The sequence below is a fragment of the Pseudomonas syringae genome (genome assembly GCF_021606685.1).
GTDB lineage: Bacteria > Pseudomonadota > Gammaproteobacteria > Pseudomonadales > Pseudomonadaceae > Aquipseudomonas > Aquipseudomonas syringae_R.
Genome location: NZ_WKCB01000028.1, coordinates 1 through 19,003 on the forward strand (window position 1 = coordinate 1; position 19,003 = coordinate 19,003).

Annotated in this window: 22 protein-coding genes; 13 read left to right on the forward strand and 9 right to left on the reverse strand. The window is 61.9% G+C overall.

Going from position 1 to position 19,003, the window contains the following annotated elements; translation table 11 throughout:
* Positions 1-94: 94 nt before the first annotated feature.
* Positions 95-1,129: a type IV pilus twitching motility protein PilT gene (locus tag GIW02_RS13005; RefSeq protein WP_236415244.1), complete on the reverse strand. Its 1,035-nt coding sequence runs from the start codon at positions 1,127-1,129 to the stop codon at positions 95-97.
* A 57-nt stretch (positions 1,130-1,186) separates the two neighbouring features.
* Here GIW02_RS13005 and GIW02_RS13010 point away from each other — a divergent pair, with 57 nt between their 5' ends.
* The 9 genes from GIW02_RS13010 (at position 1,187) to GIW02_RS13050 (ending at position 7,927) form a co-directional block, all read left to right on the forward strand.
* A complete protein-coding gene (locus GIW02_RS13010) occupies positions 1,187-1,873 on the forward strand; it encodes a YggS family pyridoxal phosphate-dependent enzyme (protein WP_236415241.1) in 687 nt (228 codons plus the stop codon).
* Between the two features lie 33 nt (positions 1,874-1,906).
* Positions 1,907-2,725, forward strand: a complete 819-nt coding sequence (gene proC / locus GIW02_RS13015) for a pyrroline-5-carboxylate reductase (protein WP_236415231.1) — start codon at positions 1,907-1,909, stop codon at positions 2,723-2,725.
* A 39-nt stretch (positions 2,726-2,764) separates the two neighbouring features.
* A complete protein-coding gene (locus GIW02_RS13020; RefSeq protein WP_236415228.1) occupies positions 2,765-3,352 on the forward strand; it encodes a YggT family protein in 588 nt (195 codons plus the stop codon).
* Between the two features lie 217 nt (positions 3,353-3,569).
* On the forward strand, positions 3,570-4,709 hold the full coding sequence (metX, locus tag GIW02_RS13025) for a homoserine O-succinyltransferase MetX (protein WP_236415226.1): 1,140 nt from the start codon (positions 3,570-3,572) through the stop codon (positions 4,707-4,709).
* 7 nt (positions 4,710-4,716) lie between these two features.
* A complete protein-coding gene (gene metW / locus GIW02_RS13030) occupies positions 4,717-5,337 on the forward strand; it encodes a methionine biosynthesis protein MetW (protein WP_105521094.1) in 621 nt (206 codons plus the stop codon).
* Between the two features lie 21 nt (positions 5,338-5,358).
* Positions 5,359-5,796 carry a DUF4426 domain-containing protein gene (locus tag GIW02_RS13035; RefSeq protein WP_236415225.1) on the forward strand — a complete coding sequence of 146 codons (438 nt, stop codon included), beginning with the start codon at positions 5,359-5,361 and terminating at the stop codon, positions 5,794-5,796.
* Complete coding sequence (gene rdgB, locus GIW02_RS13040; RefSeq protein ID WP_017139457.1) at positions 5,793-6,386, forward strand: RdgB/HAM1 family non-canonical purine NTP pyrophosphatase; 594 nt, start codon at positions 5,793-5,795, stop codon at positions 6,384-6,386. The genes GIW02_RS13035 and rdgB overlap by 4 nt, the downstream gene beginning before the upstream one ends.
* On the forward strand, positions 6,383-7,585 hold the full coding sequence (gene hemW / locus GIW02_RS13045) for a radical SAM family heme chaperone HemW (RefSeq protein ID WP_236415222.1): 1,203 nt from the start codon (positions 6,383-6,385) through the stop codon (positions 7,583-7,585). The genes rdgB and hemW overlap by 4 nt, the downstream gene beginning before the upstream one ends.
* Positions 7,586-7,603: 18 nt before the next feature.
* Entirely contained in the window at positions 7,604-7,927 is a 324-nt protein-coding gene (locus tag GIW02_RS13050; protein ID WP_015886351.1) for a DUF3392 domain-containing protein, read from the forward strand.
* A 142-nt stretch (positions 7,928-8,069) separates the two neighbouring features.
* On the opposite strand, the gene trmB is transcribed toward GIW02_RS13050, so the two are convergent.
* The 4 genes from trmB to GIW02_RS13070 all read right to left on the reverse strand — a co-directional run bounded on the left by trmB (position 8,070) and on the right by GIW02_RS13070 (position 10,298).
* Complete coding sequence (gene trmB, locus GIW02_RS13055) at positions 8,070-8,795, reverse strand: tRNA (guanosine(46)-N7)-methyltransferase TrmB (protein ID WP_236415219.1); 726 nt, start codon at positions 8,793-8,795, stop codon at positions 8,070-8,072.
* 9 nt (positions 8,796-8,804) lie between these two features.
* Positions 8,805-9,599, reverse strand: coding sequence for a thiazole synthase (locus GIW02_RS13060; RefSeq protein WP_236415217.1), 795 nt, complete (start codon positions 9,597-9,599; stop codon positions 8,805-8,807).
* Positions 9,600-9,648: 49 nt separating this feature from the next.
* A complete protein-coding gene (gene thiS / locus GIW02_RS13065) occupies positions 9,649-9,849 on the reverse strand; it encodes a sulfur carrier protein ThiS (protein WP_010207247.1) in 201 nt (66 codons plus the stop codon).
* A gap of 71 nt (positions 9,850-9,920) precedes the next feature.
* Positions 9,921-10,298 (reverse strand): DUF423 domain-containing protein, encoded by a 378-nt coding sequence (locus GIW02_RS13070; protein WP_236415215.1) that lies wholly within the window; start codon positions 10,296-10,298, stop codon positions 9,921-9,923.
* Positions 10,299-10,372: 74 nt separating this feature from the next.
* On the opposite strand from GIW02_RS13070, the gene mtgA reads away from it, so the two are divergent.
* On the forward strand, positions 10,373-11,095 hold the full coding sequence (gene mtgA / locus GIW02_RS13075; RefSeq protein WP_236415213.1) for a monofunctional biosynthetic peptidoglycan transglycosylase: 723 nt from the start codon (positions 10,373-10,375) through the stop codon (positions 11,093-11,095).
* Between the two features lie 132 nt (positions 11,096-11,227).
* Here the strand turns inward: mtgA and rpoH are convergent, their stop codons facing one another.
* From rpoH to ftsY, 4 genes are all read right to left on the reverse strand, one after another.
* Positions 11,228-12,082, reverse strand: coding sequence for an RNA polymerase sigma factor RpoH (gene rpoH, locus GIW02_RS13080; RefSeq protein WP_003176698.1), 855 nt, complete (start codon positions 12,080-12,082; stop codon positions 11,228-11,230).
* A 129-nt stretch (positions 12,083-12,211) separates the two neighbouring features.
* Entirely contained in the window at positions 12,212-13,237 is a 1,026-nt protein-coding gene (ftsX, locus tag GIW02_RS13085) for a permease-like cell division protein FtsX (RefSeq protein ID WP_236415211.1), read from the reverse strand.
* A complete protein-coding gene (gene ftsE / locus GIW02_RS13090) occupies positions 13,234-13,905 on the reverse strand; it encodes a cell division ATP-binding protein FtsE (RefSeq protein WP_017737950.1) in 672 nt (223 codons plus the stop codon). The genes ftsX and ftsE overlap by 4 nt, the downstream gene beginning before the upstream one ends.
* Positions 13,902-15,311, reverse strand: a complete 1,410-nt coding sequence (gene ftsY / locus GIW02_RS13095) for a signal recognition particle-docking protein FtsY (protein ID WP_236415209.1) — start codon at positions 15,309-15,311, stop codon at positions 13,902-13,904. Before ftsY ends, ftsE begins: the two co-directional genes overlap by 4 nt.
* A gap of 231 nt (positions 15,312-15,542) precedes the next feature.
* Here ftsY and GIW02_RS13100 point away from each other — a divergent pair, with 231 nt between their 5' ends.
* Genes GIW02_RS13100 through rsmD form a run of 3 tightly spaced genes read left to right on the forward strand, consistent with a single transcriptional unit; the run spans position 15,543 to position 18,998 of the window.
* Positions 15,543-16,898, forward strand: a complete 1,356-nt coding sequence (locus GIW02_RS13100; protein ID WP_236415207.1) for a M16 family metallopeptidase — start codon at positions 15,543-15,545, stop codon at positions 16,896-16,898.
* On the forward strand, positions 16,891-18,381 hold the full coding sequence (locus GIW02_RS13105) for a M16 family metallopeptidase (protein ID WP_236415205.1): 1,491 nt from the start codon (positions 16,891-16,893) through the stop codon (positions 18,379-18,381). The genes GIW02_RS13100 and GIW02_RS13105 overlap by 8 nt, the downstream gene beginning before the upstream one ends.
* Complete coding sequence (gene rsmD, locus GIW02_RS13110; RefSeq protein WP_236415203.1) at positions 18,381-18,998, forward strand: 16S rRNA (guanine(966)-N(2))-methyltransferase RsmD; 618 nt, start codon at positions 18,381-18,383, stop codon at positions 18,996-18,998. The genes GIW02_RS13105 and rsmD overlap by 1 nt, the downstream gene beginning before the upstream one ends.
* The last annotated feature ends 5 nt before the right edge of the window (positions 18,999-19,003 follow it).

A 19,003-nucleotide genomic window follows, 5' to 3' on the forward strand; every position in this document is an offset into this window, starting at 1 on the left:
CGATAGCGGTGGGTCAGCTACAGATAAGCTGACTGATCCACCGCCATCGGGGGCAAGCCCCCTCCCACATTTGATTTTTATTGTGTGAAAAATCTCATATGTCTGTAGGCACCCTCGCCTGCGCCCTCGCCTCTTCGTGGCTAACCACGCCCGCAACGACCAACGCCTTCAAACTCATATCCAACGTCTTCATCCCCAGCGCCCCACCGGTCTGAATCGCCGAAACCATCTGCGCCGCCTTGTCCTCGCGGATCAAATTGCGAATGGCCGGCGTGCCCAGCATGATTTCATGGGCCGCCACGCGCCCGCCGCCGAGCTTCTTCACCAGCACCTGAGACACCACCGCCTGCAGCGACTCCGACAACATCGTGCGCACCATGGCCTTTTCCCCCGCCGGGAACACGTCCACCAGCCGGTCCACGGTCTTTGCCGCCGACGTGGTGTGCAGTGTGCCTAGGACCAAGTGCCCCGTCTCCGCCGCGGTCAGCGCCAGGCGGATGGTTTCCAGGTCGCGCAGTTCGCCCACCAGAATCACGTCCGGGTCTTCGCGCAGCGCCGAGCGCAGGGCGGTGGAAAAACTATGGGTATCGCGGTGAACCTGGCGCTGGTTAATCAGCGCGGTTTTTGGCGTGTGGATAAATTCGATAGGGTCTTCCAGCGTGAGGATGTGCTGACGACGATGCTGATTGAGGTAGTCGATCATCGCCGCCAGGGTGGTGGACTTGCCGGAGCCGGTGGGCCCGGTGACCAGCACCAGGCCGCGCGGCAACTGCGCGATACGCCGGAACATCTCCCCCAGGCCGAGGCTTTCCAAGCTGCGGACCTGGGAGGGAATGGTGCGAAACACCGCGCCCATGCCGCGATCCTGCTGGAATACGTTGACGCGAAAGCGCGCAACACCGGGCAGCTCGAAGGCAAAATCCGTATCAAGAGATGTTTCGAAATCCTTTTGTTGGTGCTGGTTGAGCAGCGGGCTCAATAAGTCCACAACGTGCGAGGGTAAAAGTACCGGCCAATCCAGGGGCCAGACCTCGCCATCGATCCTCAGCATCGGCGCCACACCGGCGGACAAATGCAGGTCCGAGGCGCCACGGCGCACGCCGGCCACCAGCAGTTCAGTGATATCCATAGGGCTTTCCATTTCCAGTAGAATGCCGCGGACTCCATATCCACGGGCGCATCTTGAATGTCGACGATAGCAGACAACATCGGCCAGGTTAGCCAGCGCATCCGCGCCGCAGCCGACGCCGTGCAACGTGACGCAAGCAGCATCCACCTGCTGGCCGTGAGCAAGACCAAACCCGCGCAAGCCGTGCGCGAGGCCTACGCCGCCGGGATGCGCGACTTTGGCGAGAATTATCTGCAGGAAGCCCTGGGCAAACAGGCTGAATTAACCGACCTGCCCTTGAGTTGGCACTTCATTGGCCCCATTCAATCGAACAAGACTCGCGCGATCGCCGAGAACTTCGCCTGGGTGCATTCCGTGGACCGCCTGAAAATTGCACAACGCTTGTCCGAACAACGCCCGGCCGACCTGCCACCGTTGAATATCTGCATCCAGGTCAATGTCAGTGGCGAAGCCAGCAAGTCCGGCTGTACGCCCGCCGACCTGCCGGCCCTGGCCAATGCGATCAGTGCGCTGCCGCGTGTAAAGCTGCGCGGTCTGATGGCGATCCCTGAGCCGACGGACGATCGGGCCGCACAGGACGCAGCGTTCGCGACGGTACGTGACCTGCAAGCCGGTTTGAACCTGGCGCTCGACACACTTTCCATGGGCATGAGCCACGACCTCGAGTCGGCCATCGCCCAAGGCGCCACCTGGGTGCGCATCGGTACCGCCCTGTTTGGCGCCCGCGACTACGGCCAGCCGTGAAATGGCTGACTTCCATCTGAGTAAGGACCTGTCATGAGCAACACGCGTATTGCCTTTATCGGCGCCGGTAACATGGCGGCCAGCCTGATCGGAGGCCTGCGGGCCAAGGGCCTGGAAGCCGCGCAGATCCGCGCCAGCGACCCCGGCGCCGAGACCCGGACCCGCGTCGCAGCCGAGCACGGCATCGACACCTTCGCCGACAACGCCGAAGCCATCCAGGGCGTCGACGTGATTGTGCTGGCGGTCAAGCCGCAAGCCATGAAAGCCGTGTGCGAAAGCCTGCGCCCGAGCCTGCAGCCGCACCAACTGGTGGTATCCATCGCCGCCGGCATCACCTGCGCCAGCATGAACAACTGGCTCGGCACGCAGCCGATCGTGCGCTGCATGCCCAACACCCCGTCGCTGCTGCGCCAGGGCGTGAGCGGCCTGTACGCCACCGCCCAAGTGAGCGCCGAACAGCGCAGCCAGGCCCAGGAGCTGCTGTCCGCCGTGGGCATCGCCCTATGGCTGGAGCAGGAGCAGCAATTGGACGCGGTCACCGCCGTGTCCGGCAGCGGCCCGGCGTACTTCTTCCTGCTGATCGAGGCCATGACCGCCGCCGGCGTGAAACTGGGCCTGAGCCGCGAAATCGCCGAGCAACTGGCCGAGCAGACGGCCCTGGGCGCCGCGCACATGGCGGTCGGCAGTGACGTGGACGCCGCCGAACTGCGCCGTCGCGTGACCTCGCCGGGCGGCACCACGCAAGCAGCCATCGAATCGTTCCAAACCGGGGGCTTTGAAGCCCTGGTGGAAAAAGCGCTGGGTGCCGCGGCACACCGTTCGGCTGAAATGGCCGAGCAACTGGGCAAATAGTCGTCCCCTACCTGCAACCGGACTCGATAGGAAACAAACATGCTCGGAATCAATGACGCTGCCGTCTTTATCATCCAGACCCTGGGCAGCCTGTACCTGCTGATCGTGCTGATGCGCTTTATCCTGCAACTGGTGCGGGCGAACTTCTACAACCCGCTGTGCCAGTTCGTGGTCAAGGCCACTCAGCCGCTGCTCAAACCGCTGCGCCGGGTGATCCCCAGCCTGTTCGGCCTGGACATGTCGTCGCTGGTGCTGGCGCTGCTGCTGCAGATCCTGCTGTTCGTGGTGATCCTGATGCTCAACGGCTACCAGGCCTTCACGGTGCTGCTGTTGCCGTGGGCGCTGATCGGGATTTTCTCGCTGTTCCTGAAGATCATTTTCTGGTCGATGATCATCAGCGTGATCCTCTCGTGGGTCGCACCGGGCAGCCGCAGCCCGGGCGCCGAGCTGGTGTTCCAGATCACCGAGCCGGTGCTGGCGCCGTTCCGCCGCCTGATCCCCAACCTGGGCGGCCTGGATATCTCGCCGATCTTCGCGTTTATCGCGATCCAGCTGCTGCAAAGCTGGGTGATCCCGCGCCTGGCGTTCTATGCGTTCATGCCTAAGGAACTGTTCGGCCTGATCTGACACGCGGTAAAAAATGTGGGAGGGGCGGTGCGACGACTCGACTTGCTCCCGATTGTGGTGGATCAGTCAGCTCATCTGTAGCTGACCCACTGCAATCGGGAGCAAGCCCCCTCCCACATTTTATATCTGTGTATGAATTGAATCCGTGCAGGCCTTTGCTTGCCGCTAGGGTCCCCGCTCTTTAGACTTACGCCTCATTTAAACGAGAGCAGGGTCGATGCCAGCTGCCTTTCCCCCCGATTCTGTTGGACTGGTTGCGCCCCAAATGGCGCACTTCAGCGAACCCCTGGCCCTGGCCTGCGGCCGTTCGCTGCCTGCCTATGACCTGATCTATGAAACCTATGGCCAGCTGAACGCCACGGCGAGCAACGCCGTGCTGATCTGCCACGCCTTGTCCGGCCATCATCACGCTGCCGGTTTCCACTCGGTCGACGAGCGCAAGCCTGGCTGGTGGGACAGCTGCATCGGCCCCGGCAAGCCCATCGACACCAATAAGTTCTTTGTGGTCAGCCTGAACAACCTCGGCGGCTGCAACGGCTCCACCGGCCCCAGCAGCCTCAACCCGGAAACCGGCAAGCCGTTCGGCGCCGACTTCCCGGTGCTCACGGTGGAAGACTGGGTGCACAGCCAGGCGCGCCTCGCCGACCTGCTGGGCATCAACCAATGGGCCGCCGTGATCGGCGGCAGCCTCGGCGGTATGCAAGCCCTGCAATGGACCATCACCTACCCGGACCGCGTGCGCCATTGCCTGGCCATCGCCTCGGCGCCAAAACTGTCGGCGCAGAACATCGCCTTCAACGAAGTGGCGCGCCAGGCCATCCTCACCGACCCCGAGTTCCACGGCGGGTCGTTCCAGGAAGCCGGTGTGATCCCCAAGCGCGGGCTGATGCTGGCGCGGATGGTCGGGCATATCACCTACCTGTCCGATGACTCCATGGGCGAAAAATTCGGCCGTGGGCTCAAGAGCGAAAAGCTCAACTACGACTTCCACAGCGTCGAGTTCCAGGTGGAAAGCTACCTGCGTTATCAGGGCGAGGAGTTCTCCGGCCGTTTCGACGCCAACACCTACCTGCTGATGACCAAGGCCCTGGACTACTTCGACCCGGCCGCCAACCACGACGACGACCTGGCGAAAACCTTCGAGGGCGCCACGGCCAAGTTCTGCGTGATGTCGTTCACCACCGACTGGCGTTTCTCGCCAGCCCGCTCACGTGAGCTGGTGGACGCCTTGATGGCCGCCCGTAAAGACGTCTGCTACCTGGAGATCGATGCACCGCAAGGCCACGACGCCTTCCTGATCCCGATCCCGCGCTATCTGCAGGCCTTTGGCAACTACATGAACCGCATAACTCTGTGAGAACGCCATGAGAGCCGACCTGGACATCATCCAAGAATGGATACCCGCCGGCAGCCGCGTGCTCGATCTGGGCTGCGGCGATGGCGAACTGCTGAGCTGGCTGCGCGACAACAAGCAAGTCACCGGCTACGGCCTGGAAAACGACCCGGACAACATCGCCCAGTGCGTGGCCAAGGGCATCAACGTGATCGAGCAGGACCTGGACAAGGGCCTGGGCAACTTTGCCAGCAACAGCTTCGACATCGTGGTGATGACTCAGGCCCTGCAGGCGGTGCACTACCCGGACCGGATCCTCGACGAAATGCTGCGCGTCGGCCGCCAGTGCATCATCACGTTCCCCAACTTCGGGCACTGGCGCTGCCGCTGGTACCTGGCCACCAAGGGCCGCATGCCGGTGTCGGACTTCCTGCCCTACACCTGGTACAACACGCCGAACATCCACTTCTGCACCTTCGAAGACTTCGAAGCGCTGTGTGGCGAGCGTGAGGCCAAGGTGATCAACCGCCTTGCCGTCGATCAACAGCACCGCCATGGCTGGGCGAGTAAGCTATGGCCCAATCTGTTGGGCGAAATCGGTATTTACCGGGTCAGCAGTCCTGGCCTGACGGACCACAAGATTGCCGTCTAATCATTTTCAAGAGGGACGATCATGAGTCGCCTGGCTGTTTTTCTACTCACCGCCTGCCTGGGCGCCAGCGCCGTGGCCGCGGACGCTATCGACGGTAACCGCCAGAAAGAATTCGGCGATATCACCGTGCATTACAACACCTTCACTTCCAGCTTCCTGCAGCCGGAAACCGCCCAGGCCGTCGGCGTGGTGCGCAGCAAGAACAAAGGCTTGATCAATGTGTCGGTGGTCAAGGGGGTGACCCCGGTGGCCGCGCAGGTGACCGGCACCATCAAGGACTTGAGCGGCAAGAGCGAAATACTCACGTTCAAGCAGATCACCGAGAAAGGTGCGATCTATTACCTCGCGCCCTACTCCGTGCCGCAGCAGGAATACAGGACGTTCACCATCAATGTTGAAAGCGGGGGCAAGGCCCACGGTTTCAGTTTCGTCCAAGAACTTTTCCCGGCCGACAAATGAACCTGACACAACTCGTACTGGCCAGCCATAACGCCGGCAAACTCAAAGAACTCCAGGCCATGCTCGGCGACTCCGTGCAATTGCGCTCGATTGGCGAGTTCAGCCAGGTGGAGCCGGAAGAAACCGGCCTGTCGTTCGTCGAGAACGCCATCCTCAAGGCGCGCAATGCCGCACGCATTTCGGGCCTGCCGGCGCTGGCGGATGACTCGGGGCTGGCTGTGGATTTTCTCGGCGGCGCGCCCGGCATCTACTCGGCACGTTATGCCGACGGCAAAGGCGACGCGGCCAACAACGCCAAGCTGCTCGACGCGCTCAAGGACGTACCGGACGCGATGCGCGGCGCACAGTTCGTCTGCGTGCTGGCCCTGGTGCGCCATGCCGATGACCCGCTGCCGATCTTGTGCGAAGGCCTGTGGCACGGGCGCATCCTGCACGCGGCCAGTGGTGAGCACGGTTTTGGCTATGACCCGCTGTTCTGGGTGCCGGAACGTAACGTTTCCAGCGCCGAACTGAGCCCGGCCGACAAGAACCAGATCAGCCACCGCGCCCGCGCAATGGATTTGCTGCGCCAACGCCTGAGCCTGAAATGACCCAGAACACCTCTGCGCAGCCGCTGATCCACGGTGGCGCGCAAACACCTCGGGCGGCCCTGCCTGTGCTGCCGCCTCTGGCGCTGTATATCCATATCCCGTGGTGCGTGCGCAAATGCCCCTATTGCGACTTCAACTCCCACACCGCCAGTAAAGTGCTGCCGGAAGAAGAGTATGTGGACGCGTTGCTGGCGGACCTTGATCAAGACCTGCACGCGGTTTACGGGCGCGAGCTGAGTTCGATCTTCTTTGGCGGCGGTACGCCGAGCCTCTTCAGCGCGGCCGCGCTGGGCCGCTTGCTCAAGGGCGTGGAAGCGCGTATTGCGTTTGCAGCCGATATCGAAATCACCCTGGAAGCCAACCCCGGCACGTTCGAACAAGAGAAGTTCGTGGCGTACCGCGCTCTGGGGATCAATCGCCTGTCGATCGGCATCCAGAGTTTCCAGCAGCAAAAGCTTGAGGCCCTGGGCCGCATCCACAATGGCGACGAAGCCGTGCGTGCCGCCGGCATGGCCCGCCAGGCCGGGTTCGACAACTTCAACCTGGACCTCATGCATGGCCTGCCCGATCAGTCTCTGGAAGATGCCCTGAGCGACCTGCGCCAGGCCATCGCGCTCAAGCCCACGCACTTGTCCTGGTATCAGCTGACCCTGGAGCCCAACACCGTGTTCTGGAACCAGCCGCCCGCGCTGCCGGAGGACGACACCTTGTGGGATATCCAGGAAGCCGGCCAGGCACTGCTCGCCGAACACGGTTATGCGCAATATGAAGTGTCGGCTTATGCCCAACCGGGCCGCCCGGCGCGGCATAACCTGAACTACTGGGCCTTCGGTGACTTTATTGGCATCGGCGCCGGTGCACACGGCAAGCTCAGCCATCCGGACGGGCGCATTGTGCGCACCTGGAAAACCCGAGCGCCGAAGGACTACCTCAACCCAGCCAAAAGCTTTCAGGCGGGTGCGAAGGAGCTGACCAACGAGGAGCTGCCATTCGAGTTCCTGATGAACGCGTTGCGCCTCACCGAAGGCGTCGACGCGAGGCTCTACGCCGAGCGTACTGGCCTCGATCTGGCCAGCCTGGATGAAGGCCGTCGCGAGGCAGAACAAAGTGGCTTAATGCAGGTCGAACCGTCACGCCTGGCGGCGACCGACCGCGGGCAACTCTTTCTCAATGACCTGTTGCAGAAGTTTTTGAGCTGATCGCTCTAAGGAAATCGAATGGATTTGGTACTCGACCTGCTCGCCACCGTATCCCGCTGGAGCCGCAGCAACCTGTCGGAAATCTCCCTGGCCCTCGTCGGCTGCCTGCTGGTGCTGTTTGGCGCCGATATCAAAGGCTGGGTGGAAGCGCGCTTGGGCAGCATCGCAGGCGCATTGCGCGTCCCGTTAATGGCATTGGTGTGCATGATCGGCAGCGGCGCGGCGTTGATCTACGCCACGCCGTGGATTGTACGGGGGTTGAGCCAGTTCAATAACTACAGCCTGGCGCCGGTGTTGATCGTGGTACTGGTACTGATCGGTGTAGTCGCCGACCGCCGCTGATCCTGAGCAAAACGTCGATACAAATGTGGGAGGGGGCTTGCCCCCGATGGCGGTGGACCAGTCACTGTTTGTGGTGACTGACACTCCGCTATCGGGGGCAAGCCCCCTCCCACATTTGATTGCATTTCAAGCTAATGGTGAGTTACGCCAACTTCTCGAACTTCAGATCCCACACCCCATGCCCCAACCGCTCGCCACGGCGTTCGAACTTGGTGATAGGGCGTTCAGCCGGGCGTGGCACGCATTTGCCGTCTTCCGCCAGGTTGCGATAGCCGGGGGCGACGTTCATCACTTCCAGCATGTATTCCGCGTAGGGTTCCCAGTCGGTGGCCATGTGCAGGATACCGCCCACTTTCAGCTTGCTGCGCACCAGCTCCGCGAAGGAGGCCTGGACGATGCGGCGCTTGTGGTGGCGGGCTTTGTGCCAGGGGTCCGGGAAGAACAGCATCAGGCGGTCGAGGCTGTTGTCGGCGATGCAACGGTTGAGCACTTCGATCGCGTCGCAGTCATACACGCGCAGGTTGGTCAGGCCTTGGGTCAGCACACCGTTGAGCAGCGCGCCGACACCTGGGCGGTGAACTTCCACGCCGATAAAGTCCTGGTCCGGCGCAGCAGCCGCCATTTCCAGCAGGGAGTGGCCCATGCCGAAGCCGATTTCCAGGGAGCGCGGGGCCGAACGGCCGAACACCTGGTCGTAGTCCACCGGCGCATCCGCCAGCGGCAACACGAACAGCGGCGTACCTTGCTCCAGGCCTTTTTGCTGGCCTTCGGTCATGCGACCGGCGCGCATCACAAAGCTCTTGATGCGGCGGTGCTTGGACTCGTCACCTTCTTCCACGGTGTTCGGCGTTTCGTTTGATTCAGTCATCAATGGCTCTTACTTGATCAGACCATCCAGCGGCGAGGAGGCGCTGGCGTAGAGTTTTTTCGGCATGCGACCGGCGAGGTAGGCCAGGCGGCCTGCGACGATCGCGTGGTTCATGGCTTGCGCCATCAGAATCGGTTGCTGGGCGTGGGCGATGGCCGAGTTCATCAGCACCGCGTCGCAGCCCAGTTCCATGGCGATGGTGGCGTCGGAGGCAGTGCCCACGCCCGCGTCCACCAGCACAGGGATCTTGGCTTCTTCGAGGATGATCTGCAGGTTGTACGGGTTGCAGATGCCCAGGCCCGAGCCGATCAGACCGGCCAGCGGCATCACCGCGATGCAGCCGATTTCCGCCAGTTGACGGGCGATGATCGGGTCATCGCTGGTGTAGACCATCACGTCGAAGCCTTCCTTGACCAGTGTTTCAGCGGCCTTGAGGGTTTCGATCACGTTGGGGAACAGGGTTTTCTGGTCAGCCAGCACTTCCAGCTTCACCAGGTTGTGGCCGTCGAGCAGCTCACGGGCCAGGCGGCAGGTGCGCACGGCTTCGATGGCGTCGTAGCAACCGGCAGTGTTCGGAAGGAAGGTGTAGCGGTCCGGTGACAGCACTTCGAGCAGGTTCGGCTCGCCTTCAATCTGGCCAAGGTTGGTGCGGCGCACGGCAAAGGTGACGATCTCGGCACCCGAGGCTTCGATGGCCAGGCGGGTTTCTTCCATGTCGCGGTACTTGCCGGTGCCGACCAGCAGACGGGACTGGTAAGTACGACCGGCCAGGACGAAGGGCTTGTCGCTACGAACGATGCTCATGGGAAATCCTCGTAATGGGGTGAGGTTCTGCAGAATCCGGGGTAAGCGACTAGCCGCCGCCGATGGCGTGCACCACTTCGACCTGGTCACCTTCGGTGAGGGCGGTGTCGGCGTGCAGGCTACGCGGGACGATATCCAGATTGAGCTCTACTGCGACGCGACGCCCGGTCAAATCCAGACGGGTCAGCAGGGCCGCAACGGTTTCACCGTCGGGCAGTTCAAAGGATTCGCCGTTCAACTGAATGCGCATGCCACGGGCCGCCATCGTTTTTAGGGGCCCGCATTCTAGCCCGATTGAGGTTGTGGGCCCAAGCCCCCCGGTCAGATGGCTTGCAGGCGCCAGGCGGCCAAGCCAAGGAAGAACCAGCCGAGCAAGAACGCCAAGCCGCCAAAAGGCGTAATGATCCCAAGCTTGCTGATGCCGGTCATGGTCAACACATACAGGCTGCCGGAGAACAGCAGGATACCGACGACAAAGGAGATACCGGCCCAAGTGACCATTCGGCCAGGAATATGTGCCGCCAACAACGCCACGCCAAACAGCGCCAGGGTGTGCACCAGTTGGTAGGTTACGCCGGTGTGGAAAATCGCCAGGTACTCGGTGCTCAAGCGGTTTTTAAGGCCGTGGGCGGCAAAGGCGCCAAGGGCAACACCCGTGAAGCCAAAAAAGGCAGCCAGCATCAGAAAGCTACGCAGCATGAGGAACTCCAGTCAGACTCATTGGGCAGGGTCTGTATAATGGCCCGCTCAACGGGTTCGGCCAAGCCATCTCTATGCTGCGTCTCCTCTTCAAACGCTTTCTCAACGTCGTGAAATGGTTTGCCATCGGCAGTGTGCTGCTGGTGCTGCTGTTTCGTGTCATCCCGCCGCCGTTCACCGCATTGATGGTGGAACGCAAAGTCGAATCCTGGTTCGACGGCGAGCCCATTGACCTGCAACGCACCTGGGTGCCGTGGGACGAAATCTCCGACGACCTCAAAGTGGCGGTGATGGCCGGTGAAGACCAGCGCTTCCCGCAGCATTGGGGCTTTGACTTCGGTGCGATCCAGGCCGCCATCCTGCACAACGAGCGCGGCGGTTCGATTCGTGGCGCCAGCACGTTGAGCCAGCAGGTGTCGAAAAACCTGTTCCTGTGGGCCGGCCGTAGCTATCTGCGCAAGGGCCTGGAGGCGTGGTTTACCGGGTTGATCGAGGTGCTGTGGCCCAAGCAGAGAATTCTTGAGGTGTACCTCAACAGCGTGGAGTGGGATGACGGGGTGTTTGGCGCAGAAGCGGCGGCGCGGCATCACTTTGGGGTGAGTGCCAAGGGGCTTTCGCGGCAGCAGGCGAGTTATCTGGCGGCAGTATTGCCCAACCCTCGGGTATGGAGTGCGAGCCATCCAACCGCGTATGTGGCAAGGCGCGCGGCGTGGATTCGTCAACAGATGAGCCAGTTGGGTGGTGATGGTTACTTGGTCGAACTGAACAACTCCCGAAAAGCCCCCTGGTCCGACTGACACGACACAGAAACAACTGTGGGAGGGGGCTTGCTCCCGATAGCGGTGGATCAGTCACGTTGATGTCGACTGACACTCTGCTATCGGGAGCAAGCCCCCTCCCACATTTTTGACCCCGTGCTGCCTGCTGGATCAGGCGGCGATCGACAACTTCAGCTTGTTCATCGCGCTTTTCTCAAGCTGACGAATCCGCTCGGCCGACACGTTGTACTTCTGCGCCAGGTCGTGCAGCGTGGCTTTTTCTTCCGCCAGCCAACGCTGGTAGAGGATGTCACGGCTGCGATCGTCCAATACTTCCAGCGCTTCGTGCAGGTTGTGGTTGGAGTTGTCGCTCCAGTCGGCGTCTTCCAGTTGACGCGCCGGGTCGTACCGGTGGTCTTCCAGGTAGTTGGCCGGCGATTGGAAGGCGCTGTCGTCGTCCGCTTCCGCGGCCGGGTCGAAGGCCATGTCATGGCCGGTCAGGCGACTTTCCATCTCGCGCACTTCACGCGGTTCCACGCCGAGGCTTTCGGCCACGCGGTGGACTTCCTCGTTGTTCAGCCACGCCAAGCGTTTTTTCTGGCTGCGCAGGTTGAAGAACAGCTTGCGCTGGGCCTTGGTGGTCGCGACTTTCACGATGCGCCAGTTGCGCAAGATGAACTCGTGGATTTCCGCCTTGATCCAGTGCACGGCAAACGACACCAAGCGCACACCCATCTCAGGGTTGAAGCGCTTTACAGCCTTCATCAGGCCGACGTTGCCTTCCTGAATCAGGTCAGCCTGGGCCAGGCCGTAGCCGCTATAGCTACGGGCGATATGTACGACAAAACGCAGGTGGGCGAGCACCATCTGCCGAGCCGCCCCCAAATCCTGCTCATAGTAGAGACTCTCGGCCAGTTCACGCTCCTGCTCGGGCGTCAGCAATGGAATGCTGTTGACCGTGTGCACATAGGCTTCCAGGTTTGCACCCGGTACCAAGGCATAAGCAGGTTGCAAAGAAGTGGTCATACGAAAAAACCTCCGACTCACATAACTCGTGCAGTTCAGCACTGCGAAAATTGACCGGGAACCGTAGGACAAGTTCCCTAAACCACTGATACGGTCAATACAAACGAAACCACATTAATCTGACATTAACTACTTGGGCGCCAACTCACGTAAATGCCGTGCGACCGCAATCCAAGCACCGATATACCCCAACAAGACTGCGCCAAGCAAGAGTGACAGACCATCGGCAACCGGCACGCCGGCCAACGCGAAATCACTGCCGTACAAGCCGGCAAGCCCGACAACCGCGTCGTTCAGCCAGTCAAGGCCGAAAGCCAGTACGCCCCAGGACAAAATCCCGGCGCCAAAGCCATAAAGCGCGCCCATGTACAGAAAAGGCCGACGCACATAGCTGTCCGTGCCGCCGACGAGTTTAATCACTTCTATCTCGGTGCGGCGGTTTTCAATATGAAGACGAATGGTATTACCTATCACCAAAAGTAATGCAGACACCAACAGCACCGTCAGGCCGAACACAAAGCGGTCGCCCAGCTTGAGGATCGCCGCCAGGCGCTCTACCCAGACCAGATCAAGTTGCGCCTGCTGCACCTTGGGCATTTCTGCCAGTTTCTGTCGCAGGGCCTCAAGCGCCGGCTTGTCGACTTCATTGGGCGTGACTAACACCACGCCCGGCAGCGGGTTCTGCGGCAGCTCTTTAAGCGCCTCGCCCAGGCCGGACTGTTGCTGGAACTCTTCCAACGCCTGATCGCGACTGATGTACTCGGCCTCAGCAACGCCCGGCAGGTTCTTGATGTCATCGCGCAGGGCTTCGCCCTCTTTGGCGCTGGCATCGATGTTCAGGTACAGCGAAATCTGCGCCGCACGCTGCCAGGAGCCACCCAGACGCTCCACATTATTGAGCAATAGCGACAGGCCCATTGGCAGGCTCAGGGCCACGGCCATCACCAGGCAGGTGAAGAAGCTGCCAATCGGCTGCTTGCCCAGGCGACGCAGGCTGTCGAGCAGGCTGGCGCGGTGGCTTTCGATCCAGGCACGCAACAAGGTGCTGAAGTCCGGACCGTCGTCATCGTGATCGTGTTTTTTCTTCTGCGGTTGCGGGTCAGCCGGTTTCGGCGCCACGCGTTCAGAAACTTTGGGGCTGCGTGTGGCACTCATACGCCGGCCTCCCCGTCACCGATCAGGCGGCCGCGCTGCAGGGTCAGCATGCGATGGCGCATGCGTGCGATCAGCGCCAGGTCGTGACTGGCAATCAACACGCTGGTACCCAGGCGGTTGATGTCTTCGAACACGCCCATGATCTCGGCCGCCAGGCGCGGGTCGAGGTTACCGGTGGGTTCGTCCGCCAGCAGCAGGGCCGGGCGGTGGACGATGGCGCGGGCGATGCCTACACGCTGCTGCTGGCCGGTGGACAAGTCACCCGGGTACAGGTCGGTCTTGTCCGACAGCGCCACGCGCTCCAGGGCCGAATCCACGCGCTTGACGATCTCGGCCTTGGACAGCCCGAGAATCTGCAACGGCAAGGCGATGTTGTTGAACACGGTGCGATCGAACAGCAACTGATGGTTCTGGAACACCACGCCGATCTGGCGGCGCAGGTAGGGAATCTGCGCATTGCTGATGGTGGCCAAGTCTTGGCCGGCCAACAGCAATTTGCCGGTGGTTGGGCGCTCCATGGCCAGCAGCAAACGCAGCAAGGTGCTTTTGCCGGCGCCCGAATGGCCGGTTACAAACAAAAATTCGCCGCGACGCACTCGAAAGCTCAGCTCATGCAAGCCCACATGCCCGTTGGCATAGCGTTTACCGACCTGTTCGAATCGAATCATGAACGCTCCCGCTCGGCAAAGAGTGCCTGTACAAAGGGTTCGGCTTCAAAGGTGCGCAGGTCGTCGATGCCTTCACCGACACCGATGTAACGAATCGGCAACCCGAACTGTTTGGCCAGGGCGAAAATCACGCCACCCTTGGCCGTGCCGTCGAGCTTAGTCAATGCCAGGCCGGTCAGTTGCACGGTCTGGTTGAATTGTTTGGCCTGGCTGATAGCGTTCTGGCCAGTGCCCGCATCGAGCACCAGCAGCACTTCGTGCGGGGCGTCGGCGTCGAGCTTGCTGATCACGCGGCGCACTTTCTTGAGTTCTTCCATCAAGTTATCTTTGGTGTGCAGGCGACCGGCGGTATCCGCGATCAGCACATCAATGTTGCGCGCCTTGGCAGCTTGCACGGCATCGAAGATCACCGAAGCCGAATCAGCGCCAGTGTGCTGGGCGATCACCGGGATCTTGTTGCGCTCCCCCCACACCTGCAATTGCTCCACGGCAGCGGCGCGGAAGGTATCACCGGCCGCGAGCATGACCTTCTTGCCTTCCGACTGCAGCTTCTTGGCGAGTTTGCCGATGGTGGTGGTCTTGCCGGCGCCGTTGACGCCCACCACCAGAATCACGAAGGGTTTGTTCGGCGTGATCACCAGTGGCGCTTCCACCGGATTGAGCATTGCGGCCAGCTCGGCCTGCAGGGATTTGTAGAGCGCGTCGGCGTCGGTCAGCTGCTTGCGCGCGACCTTCTGAGTGAGGCTCTGGATGATCACGGCAGTGGCTTCGACGCCCACGTCGGCGGTCAGCAGGCGGGTTTCGATGTCTTCCAGCAGTTCGTCATCGATGACCTTCTTGCCCAGGAACAGGCTAGCCATGCCTTCGCCGATACTGGCGCTGGTTTTGCTCAGGCCCTGCTTGAGGCGAGCAAAGAAGCCGGACTTGCTGGTTTCGGCGGCAACGGGGACCGGCTCCGGCTCGACAACGGCGGGAGCCGCGACCAGCGCAGGCGCAGGCACAACAACAGGCACTTGCTCGACGGGTGGCGCCTGGACCACCACTGCAACGGGCTCAACCACCGCTGGAATCGGCGGGGCCACGTGCTCGGCCTGTACATCTTCAACCAGTGCCACGGGCTCTTCAGCCACCGGCAGTTCCGGCCAGGGTTTGTGCTCTGGCTCTGGCTCTGGCTCGACCTCGACCTCGACCTCGGCCACCGGCTGCAGCACCGGCTCGGCCATGGGCAATACAACCGGGGCCGGGGCAACCGGTTCGGCTTCTACTATAGGCTCGGGGATAGGTTCAGCGTGAACCTGCGGCTCTTCGGCAACGGTTTCCTGCGGCTTTTTGCGCAGCCATCCGAACAGGCCTTTCTTCTCGCCAGCCGCAGCTGGGGTCTTCTTGTCGTCGTTGGAACCAAACATGGAGACGGCTATCTCAAGGTAGCGACGCGCCAAGGGGCGCGCCGGTAAATAAAATTCGATGCGTAACAGACTGTTTTTTAGCCAGCTCGTTCATGCGCAACATTTTGTAAGGCCAAATAGAGCCTTAACAAGACAGCCACAGTGGCCGTCCCTAGGTCGGATCAGTATCCTAGCACCTCCTCGCCCGCTGACGCTAAGACCAAGCGGGCAGCCCAACAGGTTTAAAAACGAATGAATGCTCTAGCCCGCCGCGCCGCAGGCCTGCTGTTCAGCACAGTTTGTCTGCCTCTCACAGCCTTGGCTGCCGACCCACAACCCACCCATGAATTCACCCTGGATAACGGCCTCAAGGTGGTCGTACGCGAAGACCATCGCGCGCCGGTGGTGGTTTCCCAGGTCTGGTACAAGGTCGGTTCGAGCTACGAAACCCCAGGCCAGACCGGTTTGTCCCATGCCCTGGAACACATGATGTTCAAGGGCAGCGCCAAGGTCGGCCCCGGCGAAGCCTCGCTGATCCTGCGCGACCTCGGCGCCGAAGAAAACGCCTTTACCAGCGACGACTACACCGCCTACTACCAGGTGCTGGCCCGCGACCGCCTGGGCGTGGCCTTCGAGCTCGAAGCCGACCGCATGGCCAGCCTGCGCCTGCCGGCAGACGAGTTCAGCCGCGAGATCGAGGTCATCAAGGAAGAACGCCGCCTGCGTACCGACGACAACCCGATGTCCAAGGCCTACGAGCGCTTCAAGGCCATGGCCTTCCCCGCCAGCGGCTACCACACGCCGACCATCGGCTGGATGGCCGACCTGGACCGTATGAAAGTCGAAGAGCTGCGCCATTGGTACCAGTCCTGGTACGTGCCGAACAATGCCACGCTGGTGGTGGTGGGCGACGTGACCCCGGACGAGGTTAAAACCCTGGCCCAGCGCTATTTCGGCCCGATTCCCAAGCGCGACGTACCACCGGCCAAGGTCCCGATGGAGCTGGCAGAACCCGGCGAGCGCCAGCTGACCCTGCATGTGCAGACCCAACTGCCGAGTGTGCTGCTGGGCTTCAACGTACCCGGCCTGGCCACCGCCGACGACAAACGCTCGGTTCAGGCTCTGCGCCTGATCTCTGCCTTGCTGGACGGCGGCTACAGCGCACGTATCTCCGAGCAGTTGGAACGCGGTGAAGAGCTGGTCTCTGCTGCGTCCACCAACTACGACGCCTATACCCGCGGTGACACTCTGTTCATGTTGAGCGCCACACCCAACCAGCAGAAAAAGAAAACCGTCGCCCAAGCCGAAGCCGGCCTGTGGCGCCTGCTGGACGAGCTGAAGGCCAAGCCGCCAACCGCCGAAGAGCTGGAACGCATCCGCGCCCAGGTCATCGCCGGCCTGGTCTACCAGCGTGACTCCATCACTAGCCAGGCCACGGCCATCGGCTCCCTGGAAACTGTCGGCCTGTCCTGGAAGCTCATGGACAGCGAGCTGGCCGACCTGCAAAGCGTGACGCCGGAAGATATCCAGAAGGCCGCGCGTACCTATTTCACCCGCGAGCGTCTGAGCGTCGCCCATGTTCTGCCTGAGGAGACCGCTCATGAGTAATCGCAACGGCAGCCGCCTGACCCTACTCCTGCTGACGATCATCGTCGTAATCGCGGGGAGTTGCGTGTACATCGTCCGCCCGGGCGAATCCGTCGCCAGCCAGGCGCTGGACAAGGCCGAATCAGCCAACAAACTGCAATCGCTGGCAGAGCTGGACGGCAAGGCGCCGACCAACCGCAAGCTCGACGTGCAAACCTGGACCACCGCCGAAGGCGCCAAGGTGCTGTTTGTCGAAGCCCATGAACTGCCGATGTTCGACGTGCGCATCCTGTTCGCCGCCGGCAGCAGCCAGGACGGCAACGTACCGGGCCTGGCGCTGATGACCAACGCCATGCTCAACGAAGGTGTGCCGGGCAAGGACGTTAGCCAGATCGCCCGCGAGTTCGAAGGCCTGGGTGCCGACTTTGGCAATGGCGCATACCGCGACATGGCGCTCGTGTCCCTGCGCAGCCTGAGCGACAGCGACAAACGCGACGCCGCGCTTTCCCTGTTTGATGACGTGATCGGCAAGCCGACCTTCCCCGCCGACTCCCTGGCGCGGATCAAGAACCAGATCCTGGCCGGCTTCGAATACCAGAAACAGAACCCCGGCAAGCTGGCGAGCCTTGAGCTGTTCAAGCGCCTGTACGGCGACCATCCTTACGCGCACCCGAGCGAAGGCACGCCAGAGAGCGTCCCCACGATTACCCTCGCGCAGCTGCAGGCGTTCCACGCCAAGGCTTACGCAGCAGGCAACGCGGTGATTGCGGTGGTCGGCGACCTGACCCGCGCCGAAGCCGAAGCCATGACGGCCAAGGTTTCCGCATCGCTGCCCAAGGGCCCGGCGCTGCCAAAAATCGCCCAGCCGACCGAACCCAAACCGGGCCTGAGCCGTATCGAGTTCCCGTCCAAGCAGACGCACTTGCTGTTCGCCCAACTGGGCATCGACCGTGCCGACCCGGACTACGCAGCCTTGTCGCTGGGTAACCAGATTCTCGGCGGCGGTGGCTTCGGCACCCGTTTAATGAGCGAAGTGCGCGAAAAACGCGGCCTGACCTACGGCGTGTACTCCGGCTTCTCGCCGATGCAGGTGCGCGGCCCGTTCATGATCAACCTGCAGACCCGCGCCGAAATGAGCGGCGGCACCCTGCGCCTGGTCGGGGATGTGGTGGCCGACTACCTCAAGACCGGCCCGACGCAAAAAGAGCTGGATGACGCCAAGCGCGAGTTGGCGGGCAGCTTCCCGCTGTCCACCGCGAGCAATGCGGATATCGTCGGGCAGCTGGGCGCCATGGGGTTCTATAACCTGCCGCTGAGCTATCTTGAGGATTTCATGAAACAATCCCAGGCCCTGACCGTAGAGCAGGTCAAGGCTGCCTTGAACAAACACTTGAGCGCCGACAAGATGGTCATCGTGACCGCCGGCCCGACGATTGCGCAAAAGCCACTACCGCCCCCCACTGATAAACCCGCCGAGCAGCCGCTCGGGGTTCCGGAGCATTAATGGCCAGTTCATCTCGCCCGAAAAAACCTGTCCACAACGTACACAACGGTGTGGGCCAACTGCGCATCATTGGTGGCGAATGGGGCAGCCGCAAGCTGAGTTTCCCCGACGTCGTAGGCCTGCGCCCAACGCCGGATCGCGTGCGTGAAACCCTGTTCAACTGGCTGGCGCCGTACATCGGCGGGGCCAAAGTGCTGGACCCGTTTGCCGGCAGCGGCGCGCTGTTCCTGGAGGCGCTGTCACGTGGTGCTTCCCAGGCCCAGGCACTGGACGCGAGCAATGTGGCGGTTTCCAGCCTCAAGGAACACCTGGGCACCCTGCGTTGCACCACGGGCCAGGTTCAAACGGCTGACGCGCTGCGCTACCTGGAAACCCAGCCAGCCAGCGAATACGACGTGGTCTTCCTCGACCCGCCGTTCAACCAGAACCTGCTGCCGACCGTGTGTACTTTGCTCGAAGAGCGCCAGTGGCTGGCACCCGACGCGTGGATCTACACTGAAAGCGAGACGGCGCCATCCACCCTCGGCTTGCCAGGCAGCTGGCGCTTGCACCGGGAGCAGAAGTCGGGTCGGGTGTATTACGCGCTGTGGCACCGCTTGGTCGAAAGCGCCGCTTAACCCTC